Below are 20,966 nucleotides of genomic sequence, written 5' to 3'. Positions count from 1 at the left end.
GCCCTCTCGCCCCGACCGGACGCGCGAACGCCTCCAGGACCGGCCGCCAGTCGTAGGAGTGCGGCCCCCGTGCGGGTGACCCTGCGGCCTCGTCGCTCCGTACTGCCGGACCACCACACCTACGGTCCGCGGCATGAAACGCACCCATCTCGCCGCCGCCGCGACCGTCTGTGTCCTGGGCCTGGCCTCCGCGCTTCCGGCCGCGGCCGACTACTCGGGCAACCCGCTGGCCGGGGACAACGGCTTCGGCGTGCTCGTCCAGGACGACGCCACCCTGGGCAGCACCGAGACCGAGGGCTCGGTGGCCATCGGCGGGGACCTCACCTACGGCCCCGGGTACAACGTGGCGCTGCAGACCCCCGGCACCTTCACCGCTCCCGGTGACGACCGCCCGACGGCCCTGCTCGTGGGCGGCAGGGCCGACCACGCGGGCAGCTCACCGCAGGGTGTGCTGAAGGTCCTCAGCGACGGCTACGTGAAGATCGGCGACGCGACGGGGTCGTCCGTCCTGGACACGGACGTCAACGGCGCCGACGTCACCACGCAGGTCGTCGCGGCCGGTGCCGCGTACAACTCGACGCCCCGGATCGAGACGACCGTGCGCCAGCCCGTCGAGTCGGTCACCGACACCACCGGGCTGCCCGACCTCGACGCGCTCTTCGCGACGTACCGCGACCGCTCCGACGCGATCGACACCTGCGACACGAACGTCATCCTGCGTGACGCCGCCGGGAACCCGCTGCCCGACCAGACCGGCTTCCCGGCCGGGACCAGCGCCCATGTCACCCTCACCGAAGGGGAGACGAACGTGCTCCGGCTGACCGGTGAGCAGCTGAACAACCTCTCCGAGATCACGTTCGACACACCCCCGACGGCGTCGACGCCGTTCGTGGTCGACGTCGACACGACGGGGACGGACAGTACGTACGTCTGGCACCTGCCGAACCTCGCCGGGGTGTCCGGTGACCAGGCCCCGTACATGCTGTGGAACTTCCCCGACGCCACCGACATCACCATGGCGGACGGCGACTCCCTGGAGGGCACCGTCTTCGCGCCCCGGGCCCATCTCACGGACCTCGCCGCGTCCAACATCGAAGGCACGGTCGTGGTGCGGGAACTGACGGCCGGTCCGCTGACGGAGGGCGGCGCCTCCTCGGTCGACGCGGGCGAGATCCACCAGTTCCCGTTCGCCGCCGACATCGACTGCACCGGCGGGGAGCCCCCCTCGCCGACGCCCACCCCGACGGAACCCACTCCCACTCCGACGGAACCGACGCCCACACCGACACCCACCGAGCCGACGCCGACACCCACCGAACCGACGCCGACTCCCACGCCCACCGACCCCACACCGACACCCACCGAGCCGACTCCCACGCCGACGCGCGCGCACTTCAGCCCCACCCCGCCACTGCCCGACCACGGCGGACACGACCACGGCGGACGCGGCGGACACGGCGGATACGACGACGGTGGACACGACCACCACAGGCCCGGCGGGGGGCTCGCCGACACCGGTACGACCACGGCCCTCGTCGCGGCGAGCGGAAGCCTTCTCCTCGTCACCGCCGGTCTCTTCCTCCTGGGGCGCCGCCGTCGGCCGCGGCACTGACACGGTCCCCGGGATCAGCGGTCGGGGAAGCGTTCCCCGCACTCGCCGCAGTACTTCGGTGCGGACTCCTGCGACATGCGGCCGCACTCGGGGCACACCCGGTCCAGGGCACAGGGCGCCTCGCCCCCCTCGTGCGTCACCGACGCGGCCGGCGCGCGCTTGATCGCGAGGCCGGGGCGGCGGCGGTGCACCGTGAGGTAGGCGAGGCCGTCCGGGCCCGCGGCCAGGGAGCGGCGCGAGGTGCGCGGCAGCCAGGTGGCCGTGGTGGGGATGAGAGTCAGGGGCTCGCCGCCGTCGCCCGGGGTGAGGCGGCCGCTGCCCTCGAGGACCACCAGGAGGACGTCCAGCACGTCCTCCTGGTGCTCCCCCACCTCGGCACCTGCCGGCAACCGGACCAGATTGGCGTCCAACTCACGTCCCTGACGGTCCAGTTGCCAGAGGGCGCCACGGTCTTCGGGAGCCGCGGCGGCGAGCAGGTCGCCGAGTACGGCCAGTACCTCGGGAGTGGAATTCACGGTTCCCAGGCTACGCCGCAGAGCGCCGACGGCCGGAGGGTGCGTGCCGGGTCGGGGGGCGGCTCCCGCCGCGCGTGCCGCGCCGCCGGACGGGGTGAACGGCACCCGCCACGGAGATCCACCCTTGCTTCGAGCGGACTCGAAGGCGTTGGCTTGCCCCCATGAAGTACACGCAGCTCGGACGCACCGGACTCAAGGTCAGCCGCCTCGTCCTCGGGACGATGAACTTCGGCCCCCAGACCAACGAGAGCGACAGCCACGCACTCATGGACGCCGCCCTGGACGCGGGCGTCAACTTCTTCGACACCGCGAACGTCTACGGGTGGGGCGAGAACAAGGGCCGCACCGAGGAGATCCTCGGCACCTGGTTCGCGCAGGGCGGCGACCGTCGCGACAAGGTCGTGCTCGCCACCAAGGTCTACGGCAACATGGGCGCCGACGGTGAGGCGTGGCCCAACCACGACAAGCTGTCCGCCTTCAACATCCGCCGGGCCGTCGACGCCAGCCTGAAGCGGCTGCAGACGGACCACATCGACCTGTACCAGTTCCACCACGTCGACCGCTCCACGCCGATCGACGAGATCTGGCAGGCCATCGACGTACTGATCCAGCAGGGCAAGATCCTCTACGCGGGCTCGTCCAACTTCTCCGGCTACAAGATCGCCCAGGCCAACGAGAGGGCCCGGCAGCGGGGCAGCTACGGGCTGGTCAGCGAGCAGTGCATCTACAACCTGATGGAGCGCGGGGCCGAGATGGAGGTCATCCCGGCCGCCCAGGAGTACGGCCTCGGGGTCATCCCCTGGTCGCCCCTGCACGGCGGGCTGCTCGGCGGCGCGATCCGCAAGGAGCGCGACGGCGGCGGCGCCCGGTCCGTCTCGGGCCGCTCCGCCGAGGCGCTGGCCGACCCGAAGGTGCGCGCGCAGATCCAGTCGTACGAGGACCTGCTGGCCAAGCACGGCCTGGAGCCCGGCGAGGTGGGCCTGGCCTGGCTGCTGACGCGGCCCGGCGTCACCGGCCCGATCTCCGGCCCGCGGACGCGGGAACAGCTCGACTCCGCGCTGCGCGCGGTGGAGCTGGAGCTGACGGACGAGGTGCTGGGCGCGCTGGAGGAGATCTTCCCCGGCCCGGGCCCGTCGCCGGAGAACTTCGCCTGGTAGGAGCGGCTCGTGGGCGGCCGTCCCCGGCGGATCATCCGAGGGCGGCCGCCACGGCGACGACGGCGAACATCAGCACGAGCACGGCCGCCATAATGCGGTTTCTGGTCTTCGGGTCCACCCGACGAGCGTAACCGCCCCGCTCACCTTCCCAGCGCCCAGGCCCGTCCCACCTCGTACCGGGGCCGCCCCGGGGCGCGGTCACCGCGGCGCGCCGGCGCCGGGCAGGGGGCGCGGTACGCGTACGGCCCCGCCCGGATCCCGGGCGGGGCCGTATCACGTCCGTACGGACGGCTGGGCGGCTCTCAGGCCGCCGTCGCCAGCTGCTCGCGCGGGACGAACCGCACGTGCGGGCGGCCCGGGCGCAGGTCGACCTTGAGGCGCAGGCCGCCGACGCGGGCCAGCATGAAGCCGACTCCGAGCGCGGCCACCAGGGAGAACGCCCCGCCGACCGCCATACCGGTGCGGACGCCGTACGCGTCGCTGATCCAGCCGACGATCGGGGCGCCCACCGGCGTACCCCCGGCGAAGACCATCATGTACAGGCTCATCACCCGGCCGCGCATGGCCGGGTCGGAAGCCATCTGCACGCTGGTGTTCGCGCTGATGTTGGTCGTCAGGCCGATCATGCCGATCGGGACCAGCAGGATCGCGAAGATCCAGACGGAGGGCGCCAGGGAGGCGACGACCTCCAGCACGCCGAACGCCGTACCGGCGGCCACCAGCATCCGCAGCCGCGAGGAGCGACGGCGGGCGGCGAGGAGGGCGCCGGCGAGGGAGCCGGCCGCCATCAGGATGTTGAAGAACGAGTACATCCCGGCGCCGCCGTGGAAGACCTCGTCCGCGAAGGCCGTCAGCCAGATCGGGAAGTTGAAACCGAACGTGCCGACGAAGCCGACGAGGACGATCGGCCAGATCAGCTCGGGGCGCCCGGAGACGTACCGCAGCCCCTCGCGGAGCTGCCCCTTGGCGCGCGGGATGACGACGGCCTTGTGCAGTTCGCTCGTACGCATCATCAGCAGGCCGACGAGGGGTGCGAGGAACGACAGGCCGTTGAACATGAACGCCCAGCCGCTGCCGACCGAGGTGATCAGCACACCCGCGACGGCGGGGCCGACGAGCCGGGCGGACTGGAAGTTCGCCGAGTTCAGGCTGACCGCGTTCCGCAACTGTGCGGGGCCGACCATCTCGGAGACGAACGCCTGGCGGGCCGGGTTGTCCACGACCGTGACCATGCCGAGCAGGAAGGCGATCAGGTAGACGTGCCACACCTGGACCATGCCCGAGAGCGTGAGGATCGCGAGCGCGACCCCGCACAGGCCTAGTGCCGCCTGGCTGAAGAGCAGGAGCTTGCGCTTCGGGAGCCGGTCGGCGATGACGCCGCCGTACAGGCCGAAGAGGAGCATGGGGAGGAACTGGAGCGCCGTGGTGATACCGACGGCGGTGGCGGACCCGGTGAGGCTCAGGACGAGCCAGTCCTGCGTGATGCGGGACATCCAGGTACCGGTGTTGGAGATCACGGCGCCGGTTGCGAACAGGCGGTAGTTACGGATCTTCAGCGACGAGAAGGTCCCGCCGGGCTTGCTCTCGTGGGTGGAAGTCGGTGCGGGGGCGGAGTCTGCTCCGGATCCCGTACTCAAAAGGGTTCGCCTCCTCGGGCGTGGACATTGCGCTGACTGACAAGGATGCGGCGGTGGGGGCGGTGCGCCGGTTGCTTTCCGGCGCGGCCCGCTCCGCTACAGGTGGGCGAGCTTCTCCAGCACGGGCGCCGCGTTGCGCAGCGTCTCCCACTCGTCCTCGTCCAGGCCTTCGGCGAGGGTGGTCAGCCAGGCGTTCCGCTTGGAGCGGCTCTCGGCGAGCATGGCTTCGGCCTGCTCGGTCTGGCTGACCATCTTCTGACGACGGTCATCGGGGTGCGGTTCCAGTCTGACCAGTCCCTTGGCTTCCAGCAGCGCGACGATGCGGGTCATCGACGGCGGCTGCACGTGCTCCTTGCGGGCCAGCTCACCGGGGGTGGCCGAACCGCAACGCGCGAGCGTGCCGAGCACCGACATCTCGGTGGGGCTCAGCGACTCGTCGACGCGCTGGTGCTTGAGGCGCCGGCCGAGCAGCATGACGGCGGAACGCAGGGAGCTCACGGCGGCGGCACTGTCGCTGTCGTGGATCAGGTCAGGCATGTTTGTTAGCGTAACTCATTACCTACCCTAAAGACCACTCGGTGGTACACGCGCGCGGGCCGAACCACCAATCGATCACCCAAACGAGTGAGTCGAATCCGGAAAGTCACGCGTGTCGGGCCCGTGGGACGTAACCCTGCTTGCCATGGGATCGACAGTGCTCAGCCTGCGGATAGACGGTGAGCTGCTCGACCGGCTCAAGCAGCACGCCGCCAAACGCGGAATGAGCGTCCAGGACTATGTGGTCCGGACGCTCATTCGCGACGATTTCGACGAGCGCTTCCAGGCGGCCGTCGACGAGACGGAGAAGTTCTACGGAGCGGAGGAGGTCGCGGCCGAGGAGGTCACGTGACCCCCTGGGCCGCGAGCCCGCTTCCGCGTCCGTGACCCTCCGGGGATCACGTGAGGCCGAGCGCCGGCATCGCGTAGTAGAAGACGAAGACCGCCGACACCGCGTACATGGCCGCCGGCACCTCCCGACCGCGCCCGACGGCCAGCCGCAGCACGCAGAACGTGATGAAGCCGATTCCGATGCCGTTGGTGATCGAGTACGTGAACGGCATCATCACCATGGCGAGGAAGGCCGGGACCGCGAGCGTGTAGTCGCTCCAGTCGATGTCCCGCACCGAGCCCGCGATGATCAGGAAGCCGACCGCCAGCAGCGCCGGAGTGGCCGCCTGCGAGGGGACCATGGTCGCCAGCGGCGTGAGGAACAGCGACGCGGTGAACAGCAGACCCGTCACGATGCTCGCGAAGCCGGTACGGGCGCCCTCACCGACGCCCGCCGTGGACTCCACGAAGCAGGTGCCCGCCGAGGCGGAGCTCGCACCACCCGCGGCGACCGCGATGCCGTCGACGAACAGCACCTTGTTGATGCCGGGGAAGTTGCCGTCCTTGTCGGTCAGCTTGGCCTCGTCGCCGACGCCGAGGATGGTGCCCATCGCGTCGAAGAAGCAGGACAGCAGCACGGTGAAGACGAACAGGATGCCGGTGAGGACACCGACCTTGTCGAAGCCGCCGAACAGACTGACATCGCCGATCAGCCCGAAGTCGGGCGAGGCGACCGGATTGCCCGGCCACTGCGGCACGGTGAGGCCCCAGGCCTCGCCCGGCAGGTCGGTGGCCGCCTCGATGATCAGCGCGACGCCCGTCATGGCCACGATGGAGATCAGGATCGCGCCCGGCACCTTGCGGACGATCAGCACGAGCGTGAGCAGTGCGCCCAGGACGAAGATCAGGACGGGCCAGCCGTTGAGGTGGCCGTCGCTGCCCAGCTGGAGCGGCACGGTGGTGTGCGCGAGGTCGGGCATCCGGGAGACGAAGCCCGAGTCGACCAGGCCGATCAGCAGGATGAAGAGACCGATGCCGATCGCGATGCCCTTGCGGAGCGAGGTCGGTACGGCGTTCATCACGCGTTCCCGCAGCCCGGTGGCGACCAGCAGCATGACCACGATGCCCGCGAGGACGACCATGCCCATCGCGTCGGGCCAGCTCATCCGGGGGGCGAGCTGGAGGGCGACGACGGTGTTGACGCCGAGGCCCGCGGCCAGCGCGATCGGCACGTTGCCGATGACGCCCATGAGCAGGGTGGAGAACGCCGCGGTCAGGACCGTCGCGGTGACCAGCTGACCACTGTCGAGCTGGTGGCCGTACATGTCCTTCGCGCTGCCCAGGATGATCGGGTTCAGGACGATGATGTACGCCATCGCGAAGAACGTGGCGAAGCCGCCGCGGATCTCACGCGCGACCGACGACCCCCGCTCGGAGATCTTGAAGAAACCGTCCAGGCCGCCGGTGGGCTGCGGCGGCGAAGGCGGCGTGGAGTCGACCGGAGCGGTGGCCGAGGGGGACATGTATGACCTCAGTCGTGCGTAGAGGGGTTAAAAGTGGTCAGCTTTGGACTTTCGCACGAATAATTCGAGACAGTCGTAAGCAGATTCAGTATGAATACATAAGGCGAAGATCGCTATCTCCGCGCGTAGACCCATGCGCCGACTGGCCTGATCGCGTTTATGTACGCCGCGCATACACTGGCGGCATGGAGAAGTGGACACCGAAGCACGAGGCACCCGAGCCCCTGGAGGGGCCGGTCGTCGCGACCATCACGGGCGGCACGATCCTCTGGTTCGTCCTCTTCCTGGTCCAGCTCCCGTTCTACGGCTGGTTCGACGATCACGGGCACCTGTGGTGGGTGTGGACGTGTCTGGCCGGTGCCGGACTCGGCCTGATCGGCATCTGGTACGTACGGGGCCGCGAGGCGGCACTCAAGCGGGCCGCCGCGGCGCGCGATGATCAGACGGACACTCCGGGCGCAACCGCCTGAGGCGGGCTCGCGCCCCGGAGCCGTCCACCCACGGGACCATTCCTCTCCTCCCCCGGTCTGATCTTCGGACCCCCGGTGGGTGAATCGGACGTTCCGCCCGTACCGTCGGAACCATGACTCAGCGGGCACTCGATCCCTCCGGGGAACAGCCGACCGGTTCCTCCGGTCCCTCCGGACCCCCCGGCGCCGGCCGCCCGAAGACGATCGACGCCGGTTCCGAGCTCGATCCGGTCCACCCGGTGGATCTGCCCGCCCCGGCCACCGCCGCGCGCGGGCTGACCGCCGCCGAGGTCGCCGAGCGGATCGCCCGCGGCGAGGTCAACGACGTACCGGTGCGCTCCTCCCGGTCCGTGACCGAGATCGTCCGCGCCAACGTCTTCACCCGGTTCAACCTGATCATCGGCGTGCTCTGGGTGATCATGCTGTGCGTCGCGCCGATCCAGGACAGCCTCTTCGGCTTCGTGATCATCGCCAACACCGGCATCGGCATCGTGCAGGAGTGGCGGGCCAAGAAGACCCTGGACAGCCTCGCGGTCATCGGCGAGGCGAAACCCACCGTGCGACGGGACGGGGTGGCCGCCGAGGTCTCCGTCTCCGAGATCGTCCTCGGCGACGTCGTCGAGCTCGGCCCCGGCGACAAGGTCATCGTGGACGGCACGGTCACCGAGGCCGACAGCCTGGAGGTCGACGAGTCCCTGCTCACCGGCGAGGCCGACCCGGTGCTGAAACGGGCCGGGGACGCCGTCATGTCCGGCAGCTTCGTCGTCGCCGGCGGCGGGGCCTTCGCCGCCACCAAGGTGGGCCGCGAGGCCTATGCCGCACAGCTCGCCGAGGAGGCCTCCCGCTTCACGCTCGTCCAGTCCGAGCTGCGCAGCGGCATCTCCACCATCCTCAAGTACGTCACCTGGATGATGATCCCGACCGCGATCGGCCTGATCATCAGCCAGCTCGTCGTCAAGGACAACAACTTCAAGGACTCGGTCGCCCGGACCGTCGGCGGCATCGTCCCGATGATCCCGGAGGGCCTGGTCCTGCTCACCTCGGTCGCCTTCGCGATCGGGGTCGTACGGCTGGGGCGCAAGCAGTGCCTCGTGCAGGAGCTCCCCGCCATCGAGGGCCTGGCCCGGGTCGACGTCGTCTGCCTGGACAAGACCGGCACCCTCACCGAGGGCGGCATGGACGTCACCGAGGTCCGCGCGCTGAACGGGGCGGACGACTCGTACCTGCACCGCGTCCTCGGGGCCTTCGGCGCCTCCGATCCGCACCCCAACGCCAGCCTGCAGGCCATCATCGACACCTACCCGGTTCCCGAAGAGCAGGCGTGGACCGTCACCCAGGCGCTGCCCTTCTCCTCGGCCCGCAAGTACAGCGGCGCCGCGTTCGACGAGGGCGAGGGGCGCACGTCGTCCTGGCTGCTCGGCGCCCCCGACGTGCTGCTGCCCGAGGCGGACCCGGCGCTCGCCGAGATCGAGCAGCTCAACGAGCAGGGCCTGCGGGTGCTGCTGCTGGCCAGGGCGCGGGACGAGCTGGACGGCTCCGACGCCGCCGCCGGAGCCGTACCGACCGCGCTGGTCGTCCTGGAACAGCGGCTGCGGCCCGACGCCGGGGAGACGCTCGCCTACTTCGCCGAGCAGCGGGTCGCCACGAAGGTGATCTCCGGCGACAACGCCGTCTCGGTCGGCGCGGTCGCCGCGAAGCTCGGGCTGCCCGGCGCCGAGCACACTCTGGACGCGCGCAAGCTGCCCACCGATCCCGACGCCATGGCCACCGCCATGGAGGAGAACACGGTCTTCGGCCGCGTCACCCCGCAGCAGAAGCGGGAGATGGTCGCCGCCCTCCAGTCCCGCGGCCACACCGTCGCGATGACGGGCGACGGCGTCAACGACGTCCTGGCCCTCAAGGACGCCGACATCGGCGTCTCCATGGGCTCGGGCTCGGAGGCGACCCGGGCCGTCGCCCAGATCGTGCTGCTCAACAACAGCTTCGCCACGCTGCCGTCCGTCGTCGCCGAGGGCCGCCGCGTCATCGGCAACATCACCCGGGTCGCCACCCTGTTCCTGACGAAGACCGTCTACTCGGTGCTGCTGGCGATCCTGGTGGTCTGCTTCCAGGTCGAGTACCCGTTCCTCCCCCGCCATCTGACCCTGCTGTCGACGCTGACGATCGGCATCCCGGCGTTCTTCCTGGCCCTGGCCCCCAACAGGGAACGGGCACATCCGCACTTCGTACGCCGCGTCATGCGGTACGCGGTCCCCTCGGGCGTCATCGCGGCCGTCGCCACCTTCACGACGTACCTGATCGCCGGGCACCACTACTCCGGTACGGACGCACTCGACGCGGAGACGAGCGCGGCCACGCTCACGCTGTTCCTGGTCTCGATGTGGGTCCTGGCGATCATCGCGCGCCCCTACACCTGGTGGCGGATCTGCCTGGTCGCGGCGATGGGGCTGGCATTCGTGATCGTGCTCGTGGTGCCCTGGCTCCAGGACTTCTTCGCCCTGAAGCTGGTGGGGACGACGATGCCGTGGACGGCGGTGGGCATCGCCGTGGTGGCCTCGGTCGCCCTGGAGTACGCCTGGCGCCTGGTGGGCCGCCGCTTCCCGGTGTAGCGGCGGCGCCGAACCGGACGGGGCTACTTCACGTCGACGAAGTCGCCCGTGGAGGTGGCGGCCGGCGTGGTGGACGTACCGGCGAAGCTGTAGCGCCAGTAGCCGTCCACCGAGGCCTTCACGGTGGTCTTCAGGTTGCCGGCGGTGTTGGTCCTGACGGTCTTCACCGTGGTGTAGGTCCTGCTGCCCTTCTTGCAGAACTGGAGCTTCACCGGCTGGGCGCCGTAGCCGTGGTACTTGAAGTCGGTCCAGCTGGCCCGCTCCAGCTTGCCGGTGACCGTAAGGGTCTTGCCCTTCTTCACCGGCTCCGGGCCTGCGTTGGCCGACTGCCGCGCGGCGCGCTGGAACTTGAAGGAGCGCGCCTTCTGCGTCCAGACGTAGTCGCCGTCCTTGGCGTCCACCCACGCGTCGACGTACCAGGTGCCGGCGATGTCGTTGGAGTACGCCAGGTCGACCTTGGGGTCGACGATGAACGTGGCCGTGCAGGTGCTGCCGGAGCAACGGGTCTTGCCGGAGAAGTAGCCGAACCCGGGGCCGTCCAGGGAGATGTCGGCACCCGCGATCCCGGAGTTGTCCCTGGCGGTCACGGAGACGGTGAACTTCTTGACGAGGCTGGTGCCGACGACGACGTTCTTGCCGCCGTTCACCGTGACCTTGGTGAGGGCGATGTCGCCGTAGCCGCTGTCGGCCTGCGCGGCCGGTACGGCGAGGGCGGTCAGGGCCAGGGCGCCGACGGTGACGGCGGCAGAGGTGCGCATGCGCATGTGTGTTTCCCCGTGGGAATGGGCCCCGGTCCGCAGGCGGACCGTCGGCCGATAGGTCGGTCGAGTCGACGACTCAACAGACCAGACAGGGAACGAATGTGAAGGGTTGTACGAAGGTGTGAAGATTTCGCGCAGCACACTGATACCGGGCCGCTCGCGGCGCGCGCCGCCCCGTGCTCAGTCGAACCAGCGGTCCCGGGCCAGTTCGTCCGTGCGGGACGGGTCCTCCAGCAGGGCCGCGACCTCGAAGCGGCGCGGCCACTGGCCCGCCGCCCAGGCCAGGCCCGCCGCGACGCCCTCCAGGGTCGCGGCGTGGACGACACCGTCCGGGGTGCGGCGCCAGTCCAGCTCGGCGCCGCCCGCGAGCAGCTCGCCGTGCTCGACGTACGTGTCCGGGGTGCCGGGGCCGAGCAGGATCCGGACCGGCTCCGGGACCTGGTGCTCCTCGCCCTCGGACGTCACCTCCGCCGCGACGCTCTCGCCGAGCCGCCGCACTTGGAGCAGCTCGGCCAGCTCCGCCGCGCTCGCCGGGGCGACGGGCAGCAGCGCCACTCCCCCGGTCAGCGGCAGCAGGTCCGGGGCGTCCGCGATCACCGCGTCCGCCGCGTCGACCACCCGCACCTCGCCGTCGACGACGGCCCGCAGCTCGTCCGGCAGCGTGACCTGCTCCGGGTCGAGGTCGGCCAGCGCCGTGTACAGGGAGTGCAGTTGTACGGGGCCGACCGGGCGGTCCTCGTCCGCGAGCCGGCCGAGCAGTTCGGCCGCCCCGCCGGGCTCGTCCAGCAGGGCCGCGACCGAGGTCCGCACACCGAGGGCGCGCAGCACCTGCGCGTCGTCGAAGCCCGTCGCGTCGGCGGAGTCGTACAGGCCCGCCAGCCGGGGGTCCCCGCCATGGGCGCGCAGACCGGCCGGGCGGCGGCCGTCCAGCACCGGGTGGTCGCGCAGCCACCAGGCGGTGTACGGGCGTACGGACTGCGTCGTGCCGTCCGGGAGCAGCACGCGCACCGGCTGGGTCAGCGCGTCGCGCAGCGGCGGCTTGGCCAGGAGGGCGAGGGCCTGGGGCCAGGCGTCGTCGTCGACGAGGTCGAGGTCGCGGACGGCGACGATCTCGGTGGCGACGGGCGGTACGGGGGTGTCCGGGAGCTGGTCGAGGATGTCCTCGCACCACACGTCGACGGCGTCGAGCAGTCCGGCGTCGTCGGGTTCGGCGAAGTCGCTGTCGCGGGGCTCCAGTTCGTCCGGGTCCAGGACCACGTCGGTGGCCCGGACAAGGGCGAACGTGGCGAGCACCCCGCAGGCGGTGAGCGGCTGCTCGCCCCAGCGGTCGGCCAGGTCCGCGTCGCAGTGGGCGAGTTCGCCCTCACGCATGACGGCGGCGAACGGGCTGCCGGGCAGCACCAGTTCACCGGCCGGTGCGAGCTCGCCGTCCTCGTCGGGCAGGGCGAGCGCACCGAGCCAGGGCTCCTCGCCCGGCGCCAGGTCGGCGTCCCTGACCAGGGTGAGGACGGTCTCCACGAGTTCGTCGCCGTCCAGCGCGTCCTCGTCCCAGATCTCGCCCGCGTCCATCGAACCGGCGACGGCGGCCCGCACCTGCGGGGTGCTCAGCACGGCGCGCGGCGTGGCGGGCAGGGCGCCGAGCTTCTCCAGGAGCGGGTGCGCGGCGTCCGGGTGCGCGACCTTCAGCCCGAGCCGGCCGAGTCGGTCCAGGACGGGGCCGGTCAGCGCGTCGGGCAGCGGGAGCAGGATCTGCCGGGGGCCGATCGTCGTACGCGGCACGGCCGGGGCGTCCGGGTCCGGGCCCTGGGACGCCGTCCCGGCGAGCGGCACCGGAAGGCCCGACAGCCGGTCCGGGTCGACCCCTGCCAGGCTGTCGTAGAGCCGCCGCCACCAGCCGGGGTCGCGCTCCAGACCCGCGAGCCGGTCGATCGCCTCGGTCAGCGGTACGCGGGCGACGCCGAGCGTCCGCAGTTCGCCGCGGCGCTCGAGTCCGGCGGGCAGCAGGCACGGCAGCACCTCGGCCAGCACCGTGACCGTCTCGGCGCCGACGCCCTCCAGCACCTCGGCCTCGATCGGCCGCAGCGCGGTGGTGGCCTTGCGGGCGCTCTCCGCCCCCGCGTCCCAGCTGTCCCACCGGTCGGGCTCGGCGGCGGGGTCGCGGGGTGCGGCCGGCTCCAGGAAGGCGACGCGCGGCAGCCGCTCCAGCACGGCGCCCCGCAGCGCGCCGTCCAGCTCGCCCTTGCCGAGCGGCCCGGGCACGAGCCCGATGGTGGCCACGGTCACCGGCTGCCAGTCGGCGAGCAGTTCCGCGTACGCGTCGGCCGCGCGCTGCACCAGGAAGTCGGTGAGCGGGCCGGGCGCGGGGTGCCGGCGGGTGGTGTCCAGCGGCAGCGAGGCGATGAGCAGCGCGGGAAAGCCGAGGGGTTCGTCGGTGGGCGTCGGGGCGTGCACGACGGGGGCGGTACGGGGGTGGACGGGGGCGCCCTCCTCGTCGACGGGGACGGCCCAGGTCACCGACCAGTGCGGGCGCAGCCGTTCCTCCAGCGGACGGTCGGCGAGCAGCGCGGGCTCGACGGGGCCGTGGTGGGAGACGGTCCGCCAGCGGTTCGTGCCGCGCGCGGAGTCCTCGACGTGTGTGTACGGGCCGTGCTGCGAGCGCCGCAACGTCCGTACGGCGTCCGGGGTTTCGACGACGATCTCGTCCAGGCCGGCCAGGGTGAGCAGCAGGGCGTCGTCCACGGCGTCGAGCAGCCGGCCGACGAGGTCCTCGGCCACGCCGTCGCGCAGCGGCAGGACGACGACGGTGTCGTAGCCGTCGGGCGCGCTGCCCTCGGCGGGCAGCGGGAGCCGCAGCAGCGGTACGTGGCCGTCCCGGCGGCGCAGCTCGTCACCCAGGCCGGGGCTGCCGACGGCCGCCTCGCGGGCGAGGTCGCGGGCCTCGGCGAGGGACCAGCGCACGCCGCCGTGCCGGCCGACGACGGCCGGCTCGTCGCTCACCGCGAGCACGGCGGCGAACCCGACACCGAACCTGCCGACGGCCCCCTCATGCCCCTCGCGCTTGGCGGAGGCCCGCAGGGTGGACAGCGACTCCACGCCGGTGGCGTCCAGGGGCGCGCCGGTGTTCGCGGCGGCCAGGACGGCGGGGGCGACCTCGGTCGCCGGGTGCAGGGTCAACCGGAGCCGGCCGGGCACATGGGCGCGGGCCGCCGCGTCGGCGGCGTTCTGGGCCAGCTCGACGACGAGGCGGTCGCGGTAGCCACCGAGCGCGAGGTCCTCCTCGGCGTTGGCGTCCTCACGGAAGCGGGCGGGGCCGGCGCCCCAGGCATCGAGCACGCCGCGTCGCAGCCGCGCGGTCCCGAACGGGTCGGCCCCCTCGGTCGCATTCATGCTCACGCCGTTACTCCCTCGTCCGTGGTCCGTGCTCCGGTCGCGCGTACCCCGCGCTGCCCAGTGTGCCCCGGCCCGGGCGCGGGGTTCCGTCCTCAAGCGCCGGACGGGCTGGTTTTGTGCGGGTGCTCCGCGGGGTGCGGGGCGCTTCTGCCCGGTGGGTGGGGGTGGGGCCCCTCCGGGCAGACTCCTCAAAAATGGCGTGTGCACCCGACGCCGCAATGGAACCCGGGTCGTACGCCATTTTCTGCGGGGACTGCCCTGCACGCCCCCACCCGGCCGCCCCTGCGTCTGCGGACCAGCCCGATGACCGTCGCAGACTCACGGCGGGCGGGTTCGGGGGCGTGCAGGGGAGTCCCCGCAGGACGACGAACAGATACCCGGGTCGGCTACGGACCCGCCGAACGTTCGTCGTCTGAGGAGACGCCCCGGAGGGACCCCGAACCCCCACCCACAAACCCAGCCCGTCCGGCGCTTGAGGACGGAACCGGTCCGCCGGAGCAACCCGCACCCCGTGGGAAACCGCTCCCGGGCCACTGCCTACGAGTGACCCAGGTCCTCCGTCGGCCCGTCGGCCTCCACCGGCACGGAGCCGGAATCCCGCGCCGGACGCAGCGGGTACTCGTCCACCTGCATCGTGTCCAGCGCATGCGGCGCCGGCTTCGGCGGCTTCGGCATCACCGCGGCCTCCGAATGCCCACCGCACCCGTACGACAGGGACACCACGTGCCCGTCCGCCGGACCGAACTCGTTCGCGCACACCCCGAAGGCCTGCTTCAGCGAACCGGCGAGCGGCACCAGGAAGGCACACGACACACACGTCGCCGGGGCCGCCTGCGCCATCGGCGTCTTCGCGCCGAACCCCTCGTCCCAGCGGTCGGCCGCCGCGTGCAGCCCGTACCGGGACAGCACCCGCGCACGCCGCATGCCCAGCTCGTCCGCGACCGCCGCGATCGACCCGCGGCGCGGCGGCTCCGGGCGGGTCGTCAGTTCGGCGTCCTCCGCGTCGACGAGCTCCGCCAGCTCGCCGGACACCGCGGCGACCGCGGAGTTCGGCGGCAGCTCGTCGTCGCCGGTGTAGCCCGGCTCCAGACGCAGGTCGTCCGCCTCGGTGGGCAGCAGGTCGCCCGGCCCCATGTCGCCCGGCCGCAGCCGCTCGCTCCACGGCACCCACTCCGGCGCGAGCAGCGCGTCGGTGCCCGGCAGCAGGACCGTCTCGTCCAGCGTGACGTTCTTCGCGCGGGAGGCCCTGGCGACCGTCACCGCCCAGCGCCAGCCCCGGTAGGCCGGGTCCTTGCACTCGAAGTAGTGCGTGACGACCCGGTCCCCCTCGGGGACCACGGCCACATGCTCACCCACCACCCCTGGCGCGGCCGCTTCCTCGGCCGACGCGCGGGCGAGGTCTACGGCCTCGGCGCACAGGCGGTCGGGGACGGGGGTACGGGCCGTACGGCTTCGCGTCGTCGCAGCACTCACAGGTCTCGCTTCTCTCCTACGCCAGTCTCACGAGCGCGCCAGCACATCCATCGATTTCGGCCATACGGTTGCGGGCGGAGCGGACCTGGGGGCCGCGTCGACGTCCACACCCGTTGTGCCTGCCTCGGGCGCACCTTCTTCGATCCATTCTGCGGGATCGCCGAGAGGCGCGCGGCCAAGAACAACCGCCGGTGGCGCGCTACGCACGCTACCCTCTCCGCCGCTCCTCGCCCACCTGCCCGTCCCAAACGACGCCGTATCCGACGCCGTGTCCCCTGTGAAGAGCGCGCTCCGGCCACCCCGATCCGCACCACCGCACCCCCTGCGACCTGGCCGATCACTGACCCGACGGGGCGGTAGACACCGCGCCCCGCGCCGATCTCGGTTCGTGATGCCGGGGACTGGGGCACTATGACCAAGTGGCTTCTGCCCGGTCGCACGACGAAGCCGGCCCGCTCCGCAGAACGGGCCGGTCGATCGGTCATGCCCTGCGGTCCCCGTTCACCGGCACCGCCCGAGGCATCCGGAAGGCGACGCACGCCCACGGGGCGGGTGAGTCGGGCCTCGGCAAACTGATCGAGCTGCACGCGGTGAACGGCGCGGGCGACGTGATGATCACCGTGGCGCTCGCGTCGACCGTGTTCTTCTCCGTACCGACGGACCAGGCGCGCGGCCGGGTCGCGCTGTACCTCGCCGTCACCATGGCGCCGTTCATCCTCCTCGCCCCGGTCATCGGCCCGCTCCTGGACCGCCTGCCGCACGGCCGCCGCGCCGCCATGGCCGGCTCCATGCTGGCCCGGGCCGTGCTGGCGCTCACCATGTCGGGCGCGGTCGCCACCGGCGGCCTGGAGCTGTACCCGGCCGCCCTGGGCGTACTGGTGTGCTCGAAGGCGTACGGAGTGGTGCGCAGCGCCGTCGTACCGCGGCTGCTGCCACCCCGTTTCTCGCTCGTGAAGGCCAATTCACGGGTCACCCTGGCCGGTCTCCTGGCGACGGGTGTCGCGGCGCCCATCGGGGCGGGGCTCCAGACCATCGGGCCCCCGTGGCCGCTGTACGGCGCTTGCGCGATCTTCGTCGGCGGGGCCGTGCTCGCGTTCACGCTGCCGCACAAGGTGGACTCGGCGAAGGGCGAGCGGAAGGCGCACCTGGTGCCACCGCACGGCGAGGGGGACGTCCGGCCCGAACCGCTGCGGAAGAACGCCCCGCCCAAGAACGGCAAGAAGCCCGCCAAGGACAAGAACGGCGAGAAGGAGAAGCGGCCCGGGCTGCGGTCCGTCGGCCCGTCCGTCCTGCACGGGCTCCAGGCCAACGCCTCGCACCGGGCGCTCTCCGGCTTCCTCATCTTCTTCCTGGCGTTCCTGCTGCGCGAGCACCCGCTGTCCGGGCAGAGCGCCGCGATCTCGCTCGGCATCGTCGGTGTGGCGGCCGGGGTGGGCAACGCGCTGGGTACCGCGGTCGGCTCCTGGCTCAAGGCGCGCGGCCCCGAGATCATCATCGCCTCGGTGCTGGGCCTGGCCCTGGGCATCGCCGTGCTGGCCGCCGCCTTCTTCAGCACGGTGATGGTCGCCGCGCTCGCGGCCACGGCGGGCTTCACCCAGGCCCTGTCGAAGCTGTCGCTGGACGCGATGATCCAGCGCGACGTACCGGAGGAGGTACGGACCTCCGCCTTCGCCCGTTCGGAGACGCTGCTCCAGATGGCCTGGGTGGCCGGCGGGGCGATCGGAATCGCCCTCCCCCTCAACGGAGTACTGGGCATGTCGGTCGCCGCGGGCCTCCTCGCCGTCGGTGCGGCAGCGTCCGTACGGGGTCTGCTGGGGGCCGCGCGGCGCGGCTCGCCGCACCCCCGCGTGGCGTGAGCCGGAGCGACCGATAGCCTTCGGCCCATGACCGTTGCGTTCTTCTCCGGTAAGGGCCGTCGAATCGGCGTCGCTCTTGGTGCCGTGTCCGCGGGACTCCTTGTCCTCTCCGCCTGCGACAAGCCGACGCCGCTCGCCACCGTGACGGTCGGCGACAACTCGGTGAGTGCCGAGGCGTCCTGCTACAACGACGGCAAGGCCCTCAAGGAATCCGAGTACACCAGCTGCCTCAACAAGAAGGCGGAGAAGACCGTCAAGGTCTCGATGGAGGACCAGGTCCACTTCGGTGTCGACCCCGAGGTCGCGGACAACGGCTGGACCATCTTCATCAACGGCCAGCAGGCCGAGCAGGAGCCGAACAAGAAGACGTACCGGTCCATCGCGGGCAGCGCCTTCTTCGCCAGCCAGACCGGCGAGACCACGAACAGCACGCAGCTCAGCATCGTGGAGACCAAGGGCAAGGAGCTGCTGGGCATCTGGCACTTCGAGCTCAAGAAGACCAGCTGACCCCTCCTGACCTCGGAGGACTCCCCCGTGCGTGTGCTTGTCGTGACCGCTGTCCCGGTAGAACGGGACGCGGTCACGCGTGCGTCCGGCCCCGACCGCGCCGTCAGTGTCCATACGGTGCCGGGCGCGGAGCTCCACCGCGCGGGCCCGTTCGACGTCGTCGCGGGCGGCGCGGGACCGGCCGCCGCCGCGGCCTCCGCCGCGTTCGCCCTCGCCTCGGACCGCTACGACCTGGTGATCTCGGCCGGCATCGGCGGCGGGTTCGACGGTGTCGCCCCGGTCGGCTCCCTCGTCGTGGCCGGCCGCATCGGCGCGGCGGACCTGGGCGCCGAGACCCCCGCGGGCTTCGTGCCCGTCACCGACCTCGGCTTCGGCCGGGTCTGGCACTTCCCGCCCCGCTCGCTGGTGAAGGCGGTGGTCGCCGCGACCCGCGCGGTGACCGGCGACATCCTGACCGTCTCCACGGTGACCGGCAGCGCCGGACACGCCGCCGCCCTGCTCGCCGCACACCCCGGCGCCGTGGCCGAGGCCATGGAGGGCTTCGGGGTGGCGGAGGCGGCCGCCCTGACCGGCGTCCCCTGCCTGGAGATCAGGGCCATCTCGAACGCCGTCGGCCCCCGCGACCGCGATGCCTGGCGCATCGGCGACGCGCTGACCAAGCTCACCGAGGCGTTCGGGAAGCTCACCCCCGTACTGGAAGGCTGGCTCCACCATGACCACAGCAACACCTGACCCCCTGCGGATCGCCTTCTCGCCGTGCCCGAACGACACGTTCGTCTTCGACGCCTGGGCGCACGACAGGGTTCCCGACGCGCCCGCGCTCGACGTCACCTTCGCGGACATCGACATCACGAACGGCATGGCCGAGCGCGGCGAGCTGGACGTGCTCAAGGTGTCGTACGCCGTACTCCCCTGGGTCCTCGACGAGTACGCGCTGCTGCCGTGCGGCGGGGCACTGGGCCGGGGCTGCGGGCCGCTCGTGCTCACGAAGGAGGCGGGCACGGACCTGACGGGGAAGACCGTCGCCGTGCCCAGCGAACGCTCCACCGCCTACCTGCTCTTCCGCCTGTGGGCGGCGGAGGTCGTGCCCGGCGGTGTGGGCGAGATCGTCGTCATGCCGTTCGACGAGATCATGCCTGCGGTGCGGGACGGCAAGGTCGACGCCGGTCTCGTCATCCACGAGGCCCGCTTCACGTACCAGAACTACGGCCTGCACAACCTGGCCGACATGGGACGCCACTGGGAGGACACGACCGGGCTGCCGATCCCGCTCGGCGCGATCATCGCCAAGCGCTCCCTTGGCGCGGACACGCTGAAGCTCCTCGCCGAGTCGGTGCGCACGTCGGTACGGATGGCGTGGGACGACCCGGAGACGTCGCGCCCCTACGTGCTGGAGCACGCGCAGGAGATGGACCCGTCCGTCGCCGACCAGCACATCGGTCTGTACGTGAACGAGTTCACCGCCGACCTCGGCGAGGACGGCTACGCGGCGATCCGCGGCCTGCTGACGCGCGCCGCGGCCGAGGGACTGGTTCCGCCCCTCGGCCCCGACGCGCTGTCGTTCGGCTGAGCGCCTGCCCGAGCGCCTATACGTCGAGCTGGTCCGCGACCGCGCGCAGCAGACCGGCGATCTTGGCGCCGGACGCCTTGTCGGGGTAGCGGCCGCGCTCCAGCAGCGGCGTGATGTTCTCCAGCACGGTCGTCAGATCCTGCACGATCGACGCCAACTCGTCCGGTTTGCGGCGCTGCGCGGCCGCGACGGACGGGGTGGGGTCGAGGACCACCACGGAAAGTGCCTGGTCACCGCGTTGTCCGGCGACCACGCCGAACTCGACGCGCTGGCCGGGCTTGAGTGCGTCGACTCCGTCGGGAAGCACGGACGAGTGCACGAAGACGTCGCTGCCGTCGTCGCGGGAGAGGAAGCCGAAGCCCTTCTCACTGTTGAACCACTTGACCTTGCCAGTCGGCAAAGCACGCACCCCATCTCAACCCGTATGCCGGAACAAAGCCCTCAGCAGGTCAGGCCGTCCTGTGGTCGCGCTTCCCCTGCTGGCAGAAGCCTCCACAGGTGAAGTACCCCTCGTCAAGCCTGGTCATCCGGACTCTGTCCGGAAACGGCACACGCCTCACCGACCGGCCACCCGTGGGTGGTTCGCCGCCGCCGGGAACTACCCTGACAGGGTGAGTACTACATCTTCCGGCGCCGGCGACCGACTGATCCGCGTCGGCGCGATCGTCTTCTTCCTCGGCGCCCTGTCGACCCTGGCGACCATGGCCCCGCTCTTCCTCGGCACGGACCCGCTGCCGTCCATCGCCTGGTCGCTCTGCATGCTGATGGGCGTCGGCTTCCTGATCGCCGCGGCGGGGGTGATCCGCTCGGTGCGGGCGGGGTCCCCGAAGCCGTAACCGCGACCTGAGAGCGATGTAGGCGCGTCCCGGCACCCGCCAAAGCCCGAAACCCGCCCCGCCATCACCCGCAACTCACCGTCTTTCGCTTCTCGGGAGCAGCACTCGAGCGGACTCCCATACCCGGAGCCGAGCACCGTTACGCGGCGCACGGGCACCGGGGCGTTCGGCGCTCCGTGATCG

Annotated in this window: 18 protein-coding genes; 10 read left to right on the top strand and 8 right to left on the bottom strand. The window is 71.6% G+C overall.

Features of this window, described 5'->3' with window-relative positions; genetic code table 11:
* The first annotated feature begins 133 nt into the window (after positions 1 to 133).
* The gene (locus ACFYPA_RS16155) at positions 134 to 1,612 is read left to right on the top strand and encodes a collagen-binding domain-containing protein (protein ID WP_389132297.1); all 1,479 of its coding nucleotides are present in this window, start codon (positions 134 to 136) and stop codon (positions 1,610 to 1,612) included.
* 14 nt (positions 1,613 to 1,626) lie between these two features.
* Here ACFYPA_RS16155 and ACFYPA_RS16150 read toward each other — a convergent pair whose 3' ends face one another.
* Complete coding sequence (locus ACFYPA_RS16150; protein WP_359077895.1) at positions 1,627 to 2,127, bottom strand: hypothetical protein; 501 nt, start codon at positions 2,125 to 2,127, stop codon at positions 1,627 to 1,629.
* 161 nt (positions 2,128 to 2,288) lie between these two features.
* Here ACFYPA_RS16150 and ACFYPA_RS16145 point away from each other — a divergent pair, with 161 nt between their 5' ends.
* Positions 2,289 to 3,284, top strand: coding sequence for an aldo/keto reductase (locus ACFYPA_RS16145; protein ID WP_359077894.1), 996 nt, complete (start codon positions 2,289 to 2,291; stop codon positions 3,282 to 3,284).
* 302 nt (positions 3,285 to 3,586) lie between these two features.
* Here the strand turns inward: ACFYPA_RS16145 and ACFYPA_RS16140 are convergent, their stop codons facing one another.
* Both ACFYPA_RS16140 and ACFYPA_RS16135 read right to left on the bottom strand, forming a co-directional pair.
* A complete protein-coding gene (locus ACFYPA_RS16140) occupies positions 3,587 to 4,921 on the bottom strand; it encodes an MFS transporter (protein WP_359077892.1) in 1,335 nt (444 codons plus the stop codon).
* Positions 4,922 to 5,017: 96 nt separating this feature from the next.
* Positions 5,018 to 5,458: a MarR family winged helix-turn-helix transcriptional regulator gene (locus ACFYPA_RS16135; RefSeq protein WP_219573152.1), complete on the bottom strand. Its 441-nt coding sequence runs from the start codon at positions 5,456 to 5,458 to the stop codon at positions 5,018 to 5,020.
* Positions 5,459 to 5,603: 145 nt separating this feature from the next.
* On the opposite strand from ACFYPA_RS16135, the gene ACFYPA_RS16130 reads away from it, so the two are divergent.
* Positions 5,604 to 5,810: a ribbon-helix-helix protein, CopG family gene (locus ACFYPA_RS16130; RefSeq protein ID WP_359077889.1), complete on the top strand. Its 207-nt coding sequence runs from the start codon at positions 5,604 to 5,606 to the stop codon at positions 5,808 to 5,810.
* A 46-nt stretch (positions 5,811 to 5,856) separates the two neighbouring features.
* On the opposite strand, the gene ACFYPA_RS16125 is transcribed toward ACFYPA_RS16130, so the two are convergent.
* Positions 5,857 to 7,311, bottom strand: a complete 1,455-nt coding sequence (locus ACFYPA_RS16125) for an NCS2 family permease (RefSeq protein ID WP_359077887.1) — start codon at positions 7,309 to 7,311, stop codon at positions 5,857 to 5,859.
* A gap of 185 nt (positions 7,312 to 7,496) precedes the next feature.
* On the opposite strand from ACFYPA_RS16125, the gene ACFYPA_RS16120 reads away from it, so the two are divergent.
* Both ACFYPA_RS16120 and ACFYPA_RS16115 read left to right on the top strand, forming a co-directional pair.
* On the top strand, positions 7,497 to 7,781 hold the full coding sequence (locus ACFYPA_RS16120; protein WP_359077885.1) for a DUF2530 domain-containing protein: 285 nt from the start codon (positions 7,497 to 7,499) through the stop codon (positions 7,779 to 7,781).
* A gap of 113 nt (positions 7,782 to 7,894) precedes the next feature.
* Positions 7,895 to 10,390 carry a cation-translocating P-type ATPase gene (locus ACFYPA_RS16115; protein ID WP_389132291.1) on the top strand — a complete coding sequence of 832 codons (2,496 nt, stop codon included), beginning with the start codon at positions 7,895 to 7,897 and terminating at the stop codon, positions 10,388 to 10,390.
* A gap of 23 nt (positions 10,391 to 10,413) precedes the next feature.
* Here the strand turns inward: ACFYPA_RS16115 and ACFYPA_RS16110 are convergent, their stop codons facing one another.
* The 3 genes from ACFYPA_RS16110 to ACFYPA_RS16100 form a co-directional block, all read right to left on the bottom strand.
* A complete protein-coding gene (locus tag ACFYPA_RS16110) occupies positions 10,414 to 11,154 on the bottom strand; it encodes a calcium-binding protein (RefSeq protein WP_389132289.1) in 741 nt (246 codons plus the stop codon).
* Between the two features lie 177 nt (positions 11,155 to 11,331).
* Positions 11,332 to 14,538 carry a sacsin N-terminal ATP-binding-like domain-containing protein gene (locus tag ACFYPA_RS16105; RefSeq protein WP_389132627.1) on the bottom strand — a complete coding sequence of 1,069 codons (3,207 nt, stop codon included), beginning with the start codon at positions 14,536 to 14,538 and terminating at the stop codon, positions 11,332 to 11,334.
* 540 nt (positions 14,539 to 15,078) lie between these two features.
* Positions 15,079 to 16,014 carry a DUF3027 domain-containing protein gene (locus tag ACFYPA_RS16100; RefSeq protein WP_359077879.1) on the bottom strand — a complete coding sequence of 312 codons (936 nt, stop codon included), beginning with the start codon at positions 16,012 to 16,014 and terminating at the stop codon, positions 15,079 to 15,081.
* 419 nt (positions 16,015 to 16,433) lie between these two features.
* Here ACFYPA_RS16100 and ACFYPA_RS16095 point away from each other — a divergent pair, with 419 nt between their 5' ends.
* From ACFYPA_RS16095 to ACFYPA_RS16080, 4 genes are read left to right on the top strand one after another with little or no spacing between them, the layout of a single operon-like run.
* Positions 16,434 to 17,870 (top strand): MFS transporter, encoded by a 1,437-nt coding sequence (locus ACFYPA_RS16095; RefSeq protein WP_389132287.1) that lies wholly within the window; start codon positions 16,434 to 16,436, stop codon positions 17,868 to 17,870.
* A 27-nt stretch (positions 17,871 to 17,897) separates the two neighbouring features.
* A complete protein-coding gene (locus ACFYPA_RS16090) occupies positions 17,898 to 18,377 on the top strand; it encodes a DUF2771 domain-containing protein (protein ID WP_359077875.1) in 480 nt (159 codons plus the stop codon).
* Between the two features lie 27 nt (positions 18,378 to 18,404).
* Positions 18,405 to 19,109: a futalosine hydrolase gene (locus ACFYPA_RS16085; protein ID WP_359077874.1), complete on the top strand. Its 705-nt coding sequence runs from the start codon at positions 18,405 to 18,407 to the stop codon at positions 19,107 to 19,109.
* On the top strand, positions 19,090 to 19,947 hold the full coding sequence (locus tag ACFYPA_RS16080; RefSeq protein ID WP_389132283.1) for a 1,4-dihydroxy-6-naphthoate synthase: 858 nt from the start codon (positions 19,090 to 19,092) through the stop codon (positions 19,945 to 19,947). Before ACFYPA_RS16085 ends, ACFYPA_RS16080 begins: the two co-directional genes overlap by 20 nt.
* Before the next feature lie 16 nt (positions 19,948 to 19,963).
* Here ACFYPA_RS16080 and ACFYPA_RS16075 read toward each other — a convergent pair whose 3' ends face one another.
* Entirely contained in the window at positions 19,964 to 20,347 is a 384-nt protein-coding gene (locus ACFYPA_RS16075) for a cold-shock protein (protein ID WP_359077870.1), read from the bottom strand.
* A 211-nt stretch (positions 20,348 to 20,558) separates the two neighbouring features.
* Here ACFYPA_RS16075 and ACFYPA_RS16070 point away from each other — a divergent pair, with 211 nt between their 5' ends.
* The gene (locus tag ACFYPA_RS16070) at positions 20,559 to 20,783 is read left to right on the top strand and encodes a hypothetical protein (RefSeq protein WP_359316327.1); all 225 of its coding nucleotides are present in this window, start codon (positions 20,559 to 20,561) and stop codon (positions 20,781 to 20,783) included.
* Positions 20,784 to 20,966 lie beyond the last annotated feature (183 nt).

The organism is Streptomyces sp. NPDC005775 (assembly GCF_042871565.1).
Taxonomy (GTDB): domain Bacteria; phylum Actinomycetota; class Actinomycetes; order Streptomycetales; family Streptomycetaceae; genus Streptomyces.
This window is presented reverse-complemented; position numbering and strand designations above follow the sequence as displayed.

Excerpts from the sequence above, each read along its gene's own strand:
- ACFYPA_RS16135 (WP_219573152.1), bottom strand. The coding sequence starts at position 5,458 with ATGCCTGACCTGATCCACGACAGCGACAGTGCCGCCGCCGTGAGCTCC.
- ACFYPA_RS16155 (WP_389132297.1), top strand. The coding sequence starts at position 134 with ATGAAACGCACCCATCTCGCCGCCGCCGCGACCGTCTGTGTCCTGGGC.
- ACFYPA_RS16115 (WP_389132291.1), top strand. The coding sequence starts at position 7,895 with ATGACTCAGCGGGCACTCGATCCCTCCGGGGAACAGCCGACCGGTTCC.
- ACFYPA_RS16105 (WP_389132627.1), bottom strand. The coding sequence starts at position 14,538 with ATGAATGCGACCGAGGGGGCCGACCCGTTCGGGACCGCGCGGCTGCGA.
- ACFYPA_RS16110 (WP_389132289.1), bottom strand. The coding sequence starts at position 11,154 with ATGCGCATGCGCACCTCTGCCGCCGTCACCGTCGGCGCCCTGGCCCTG.
- ACFYPA_RS16090 (WP_359077875.1), top strand. The coding sequence starts at position 17,898 with ATGACCGTTGCGTTCTTCTCCGGTAAGGGCCGTCGAATCGGCGTCGCT.
- ACFYPA_RS16145 (WP_359077894.1), top strand. The coding sequence starts at position 2,289 with ATGAAGTACACGCAGCTCGGACGCACCGGACTCAAGGTCAGCCGCCTC.
- ACFYPA_RS16130 (WP_359077889.1), top strand. The coding sequence starts at position 5,604 with ATGGGATCGACAGTGCTCAGCCTGCGGATAGACGGTGAGCTGCTCGAC.
- ACFYPA_RS16080 (WP_389132283.1), top strand. The coding sequence starts at position 19,090 with ATGACCACAGCAACACCTGACCCCCTGCGGATCGCCTTCTCGCCGTGC.
- ACFYPA_RS16125 (WP_359077887.1), bottom strand. The coding sequence starts at position 7,311 with ATGTCCCCCTCGGCCACCGCTCCGGTCGACTCCACGCCGCCTTCGCCG.
- ACFYPA_RS16120 (WP_359077885.1), top strand. The coding sequence starts at position 7,497 with ATGGAGAAGTGGACACCGAAGCACGAGGCACCCGAGCCCCTGGAGGGG.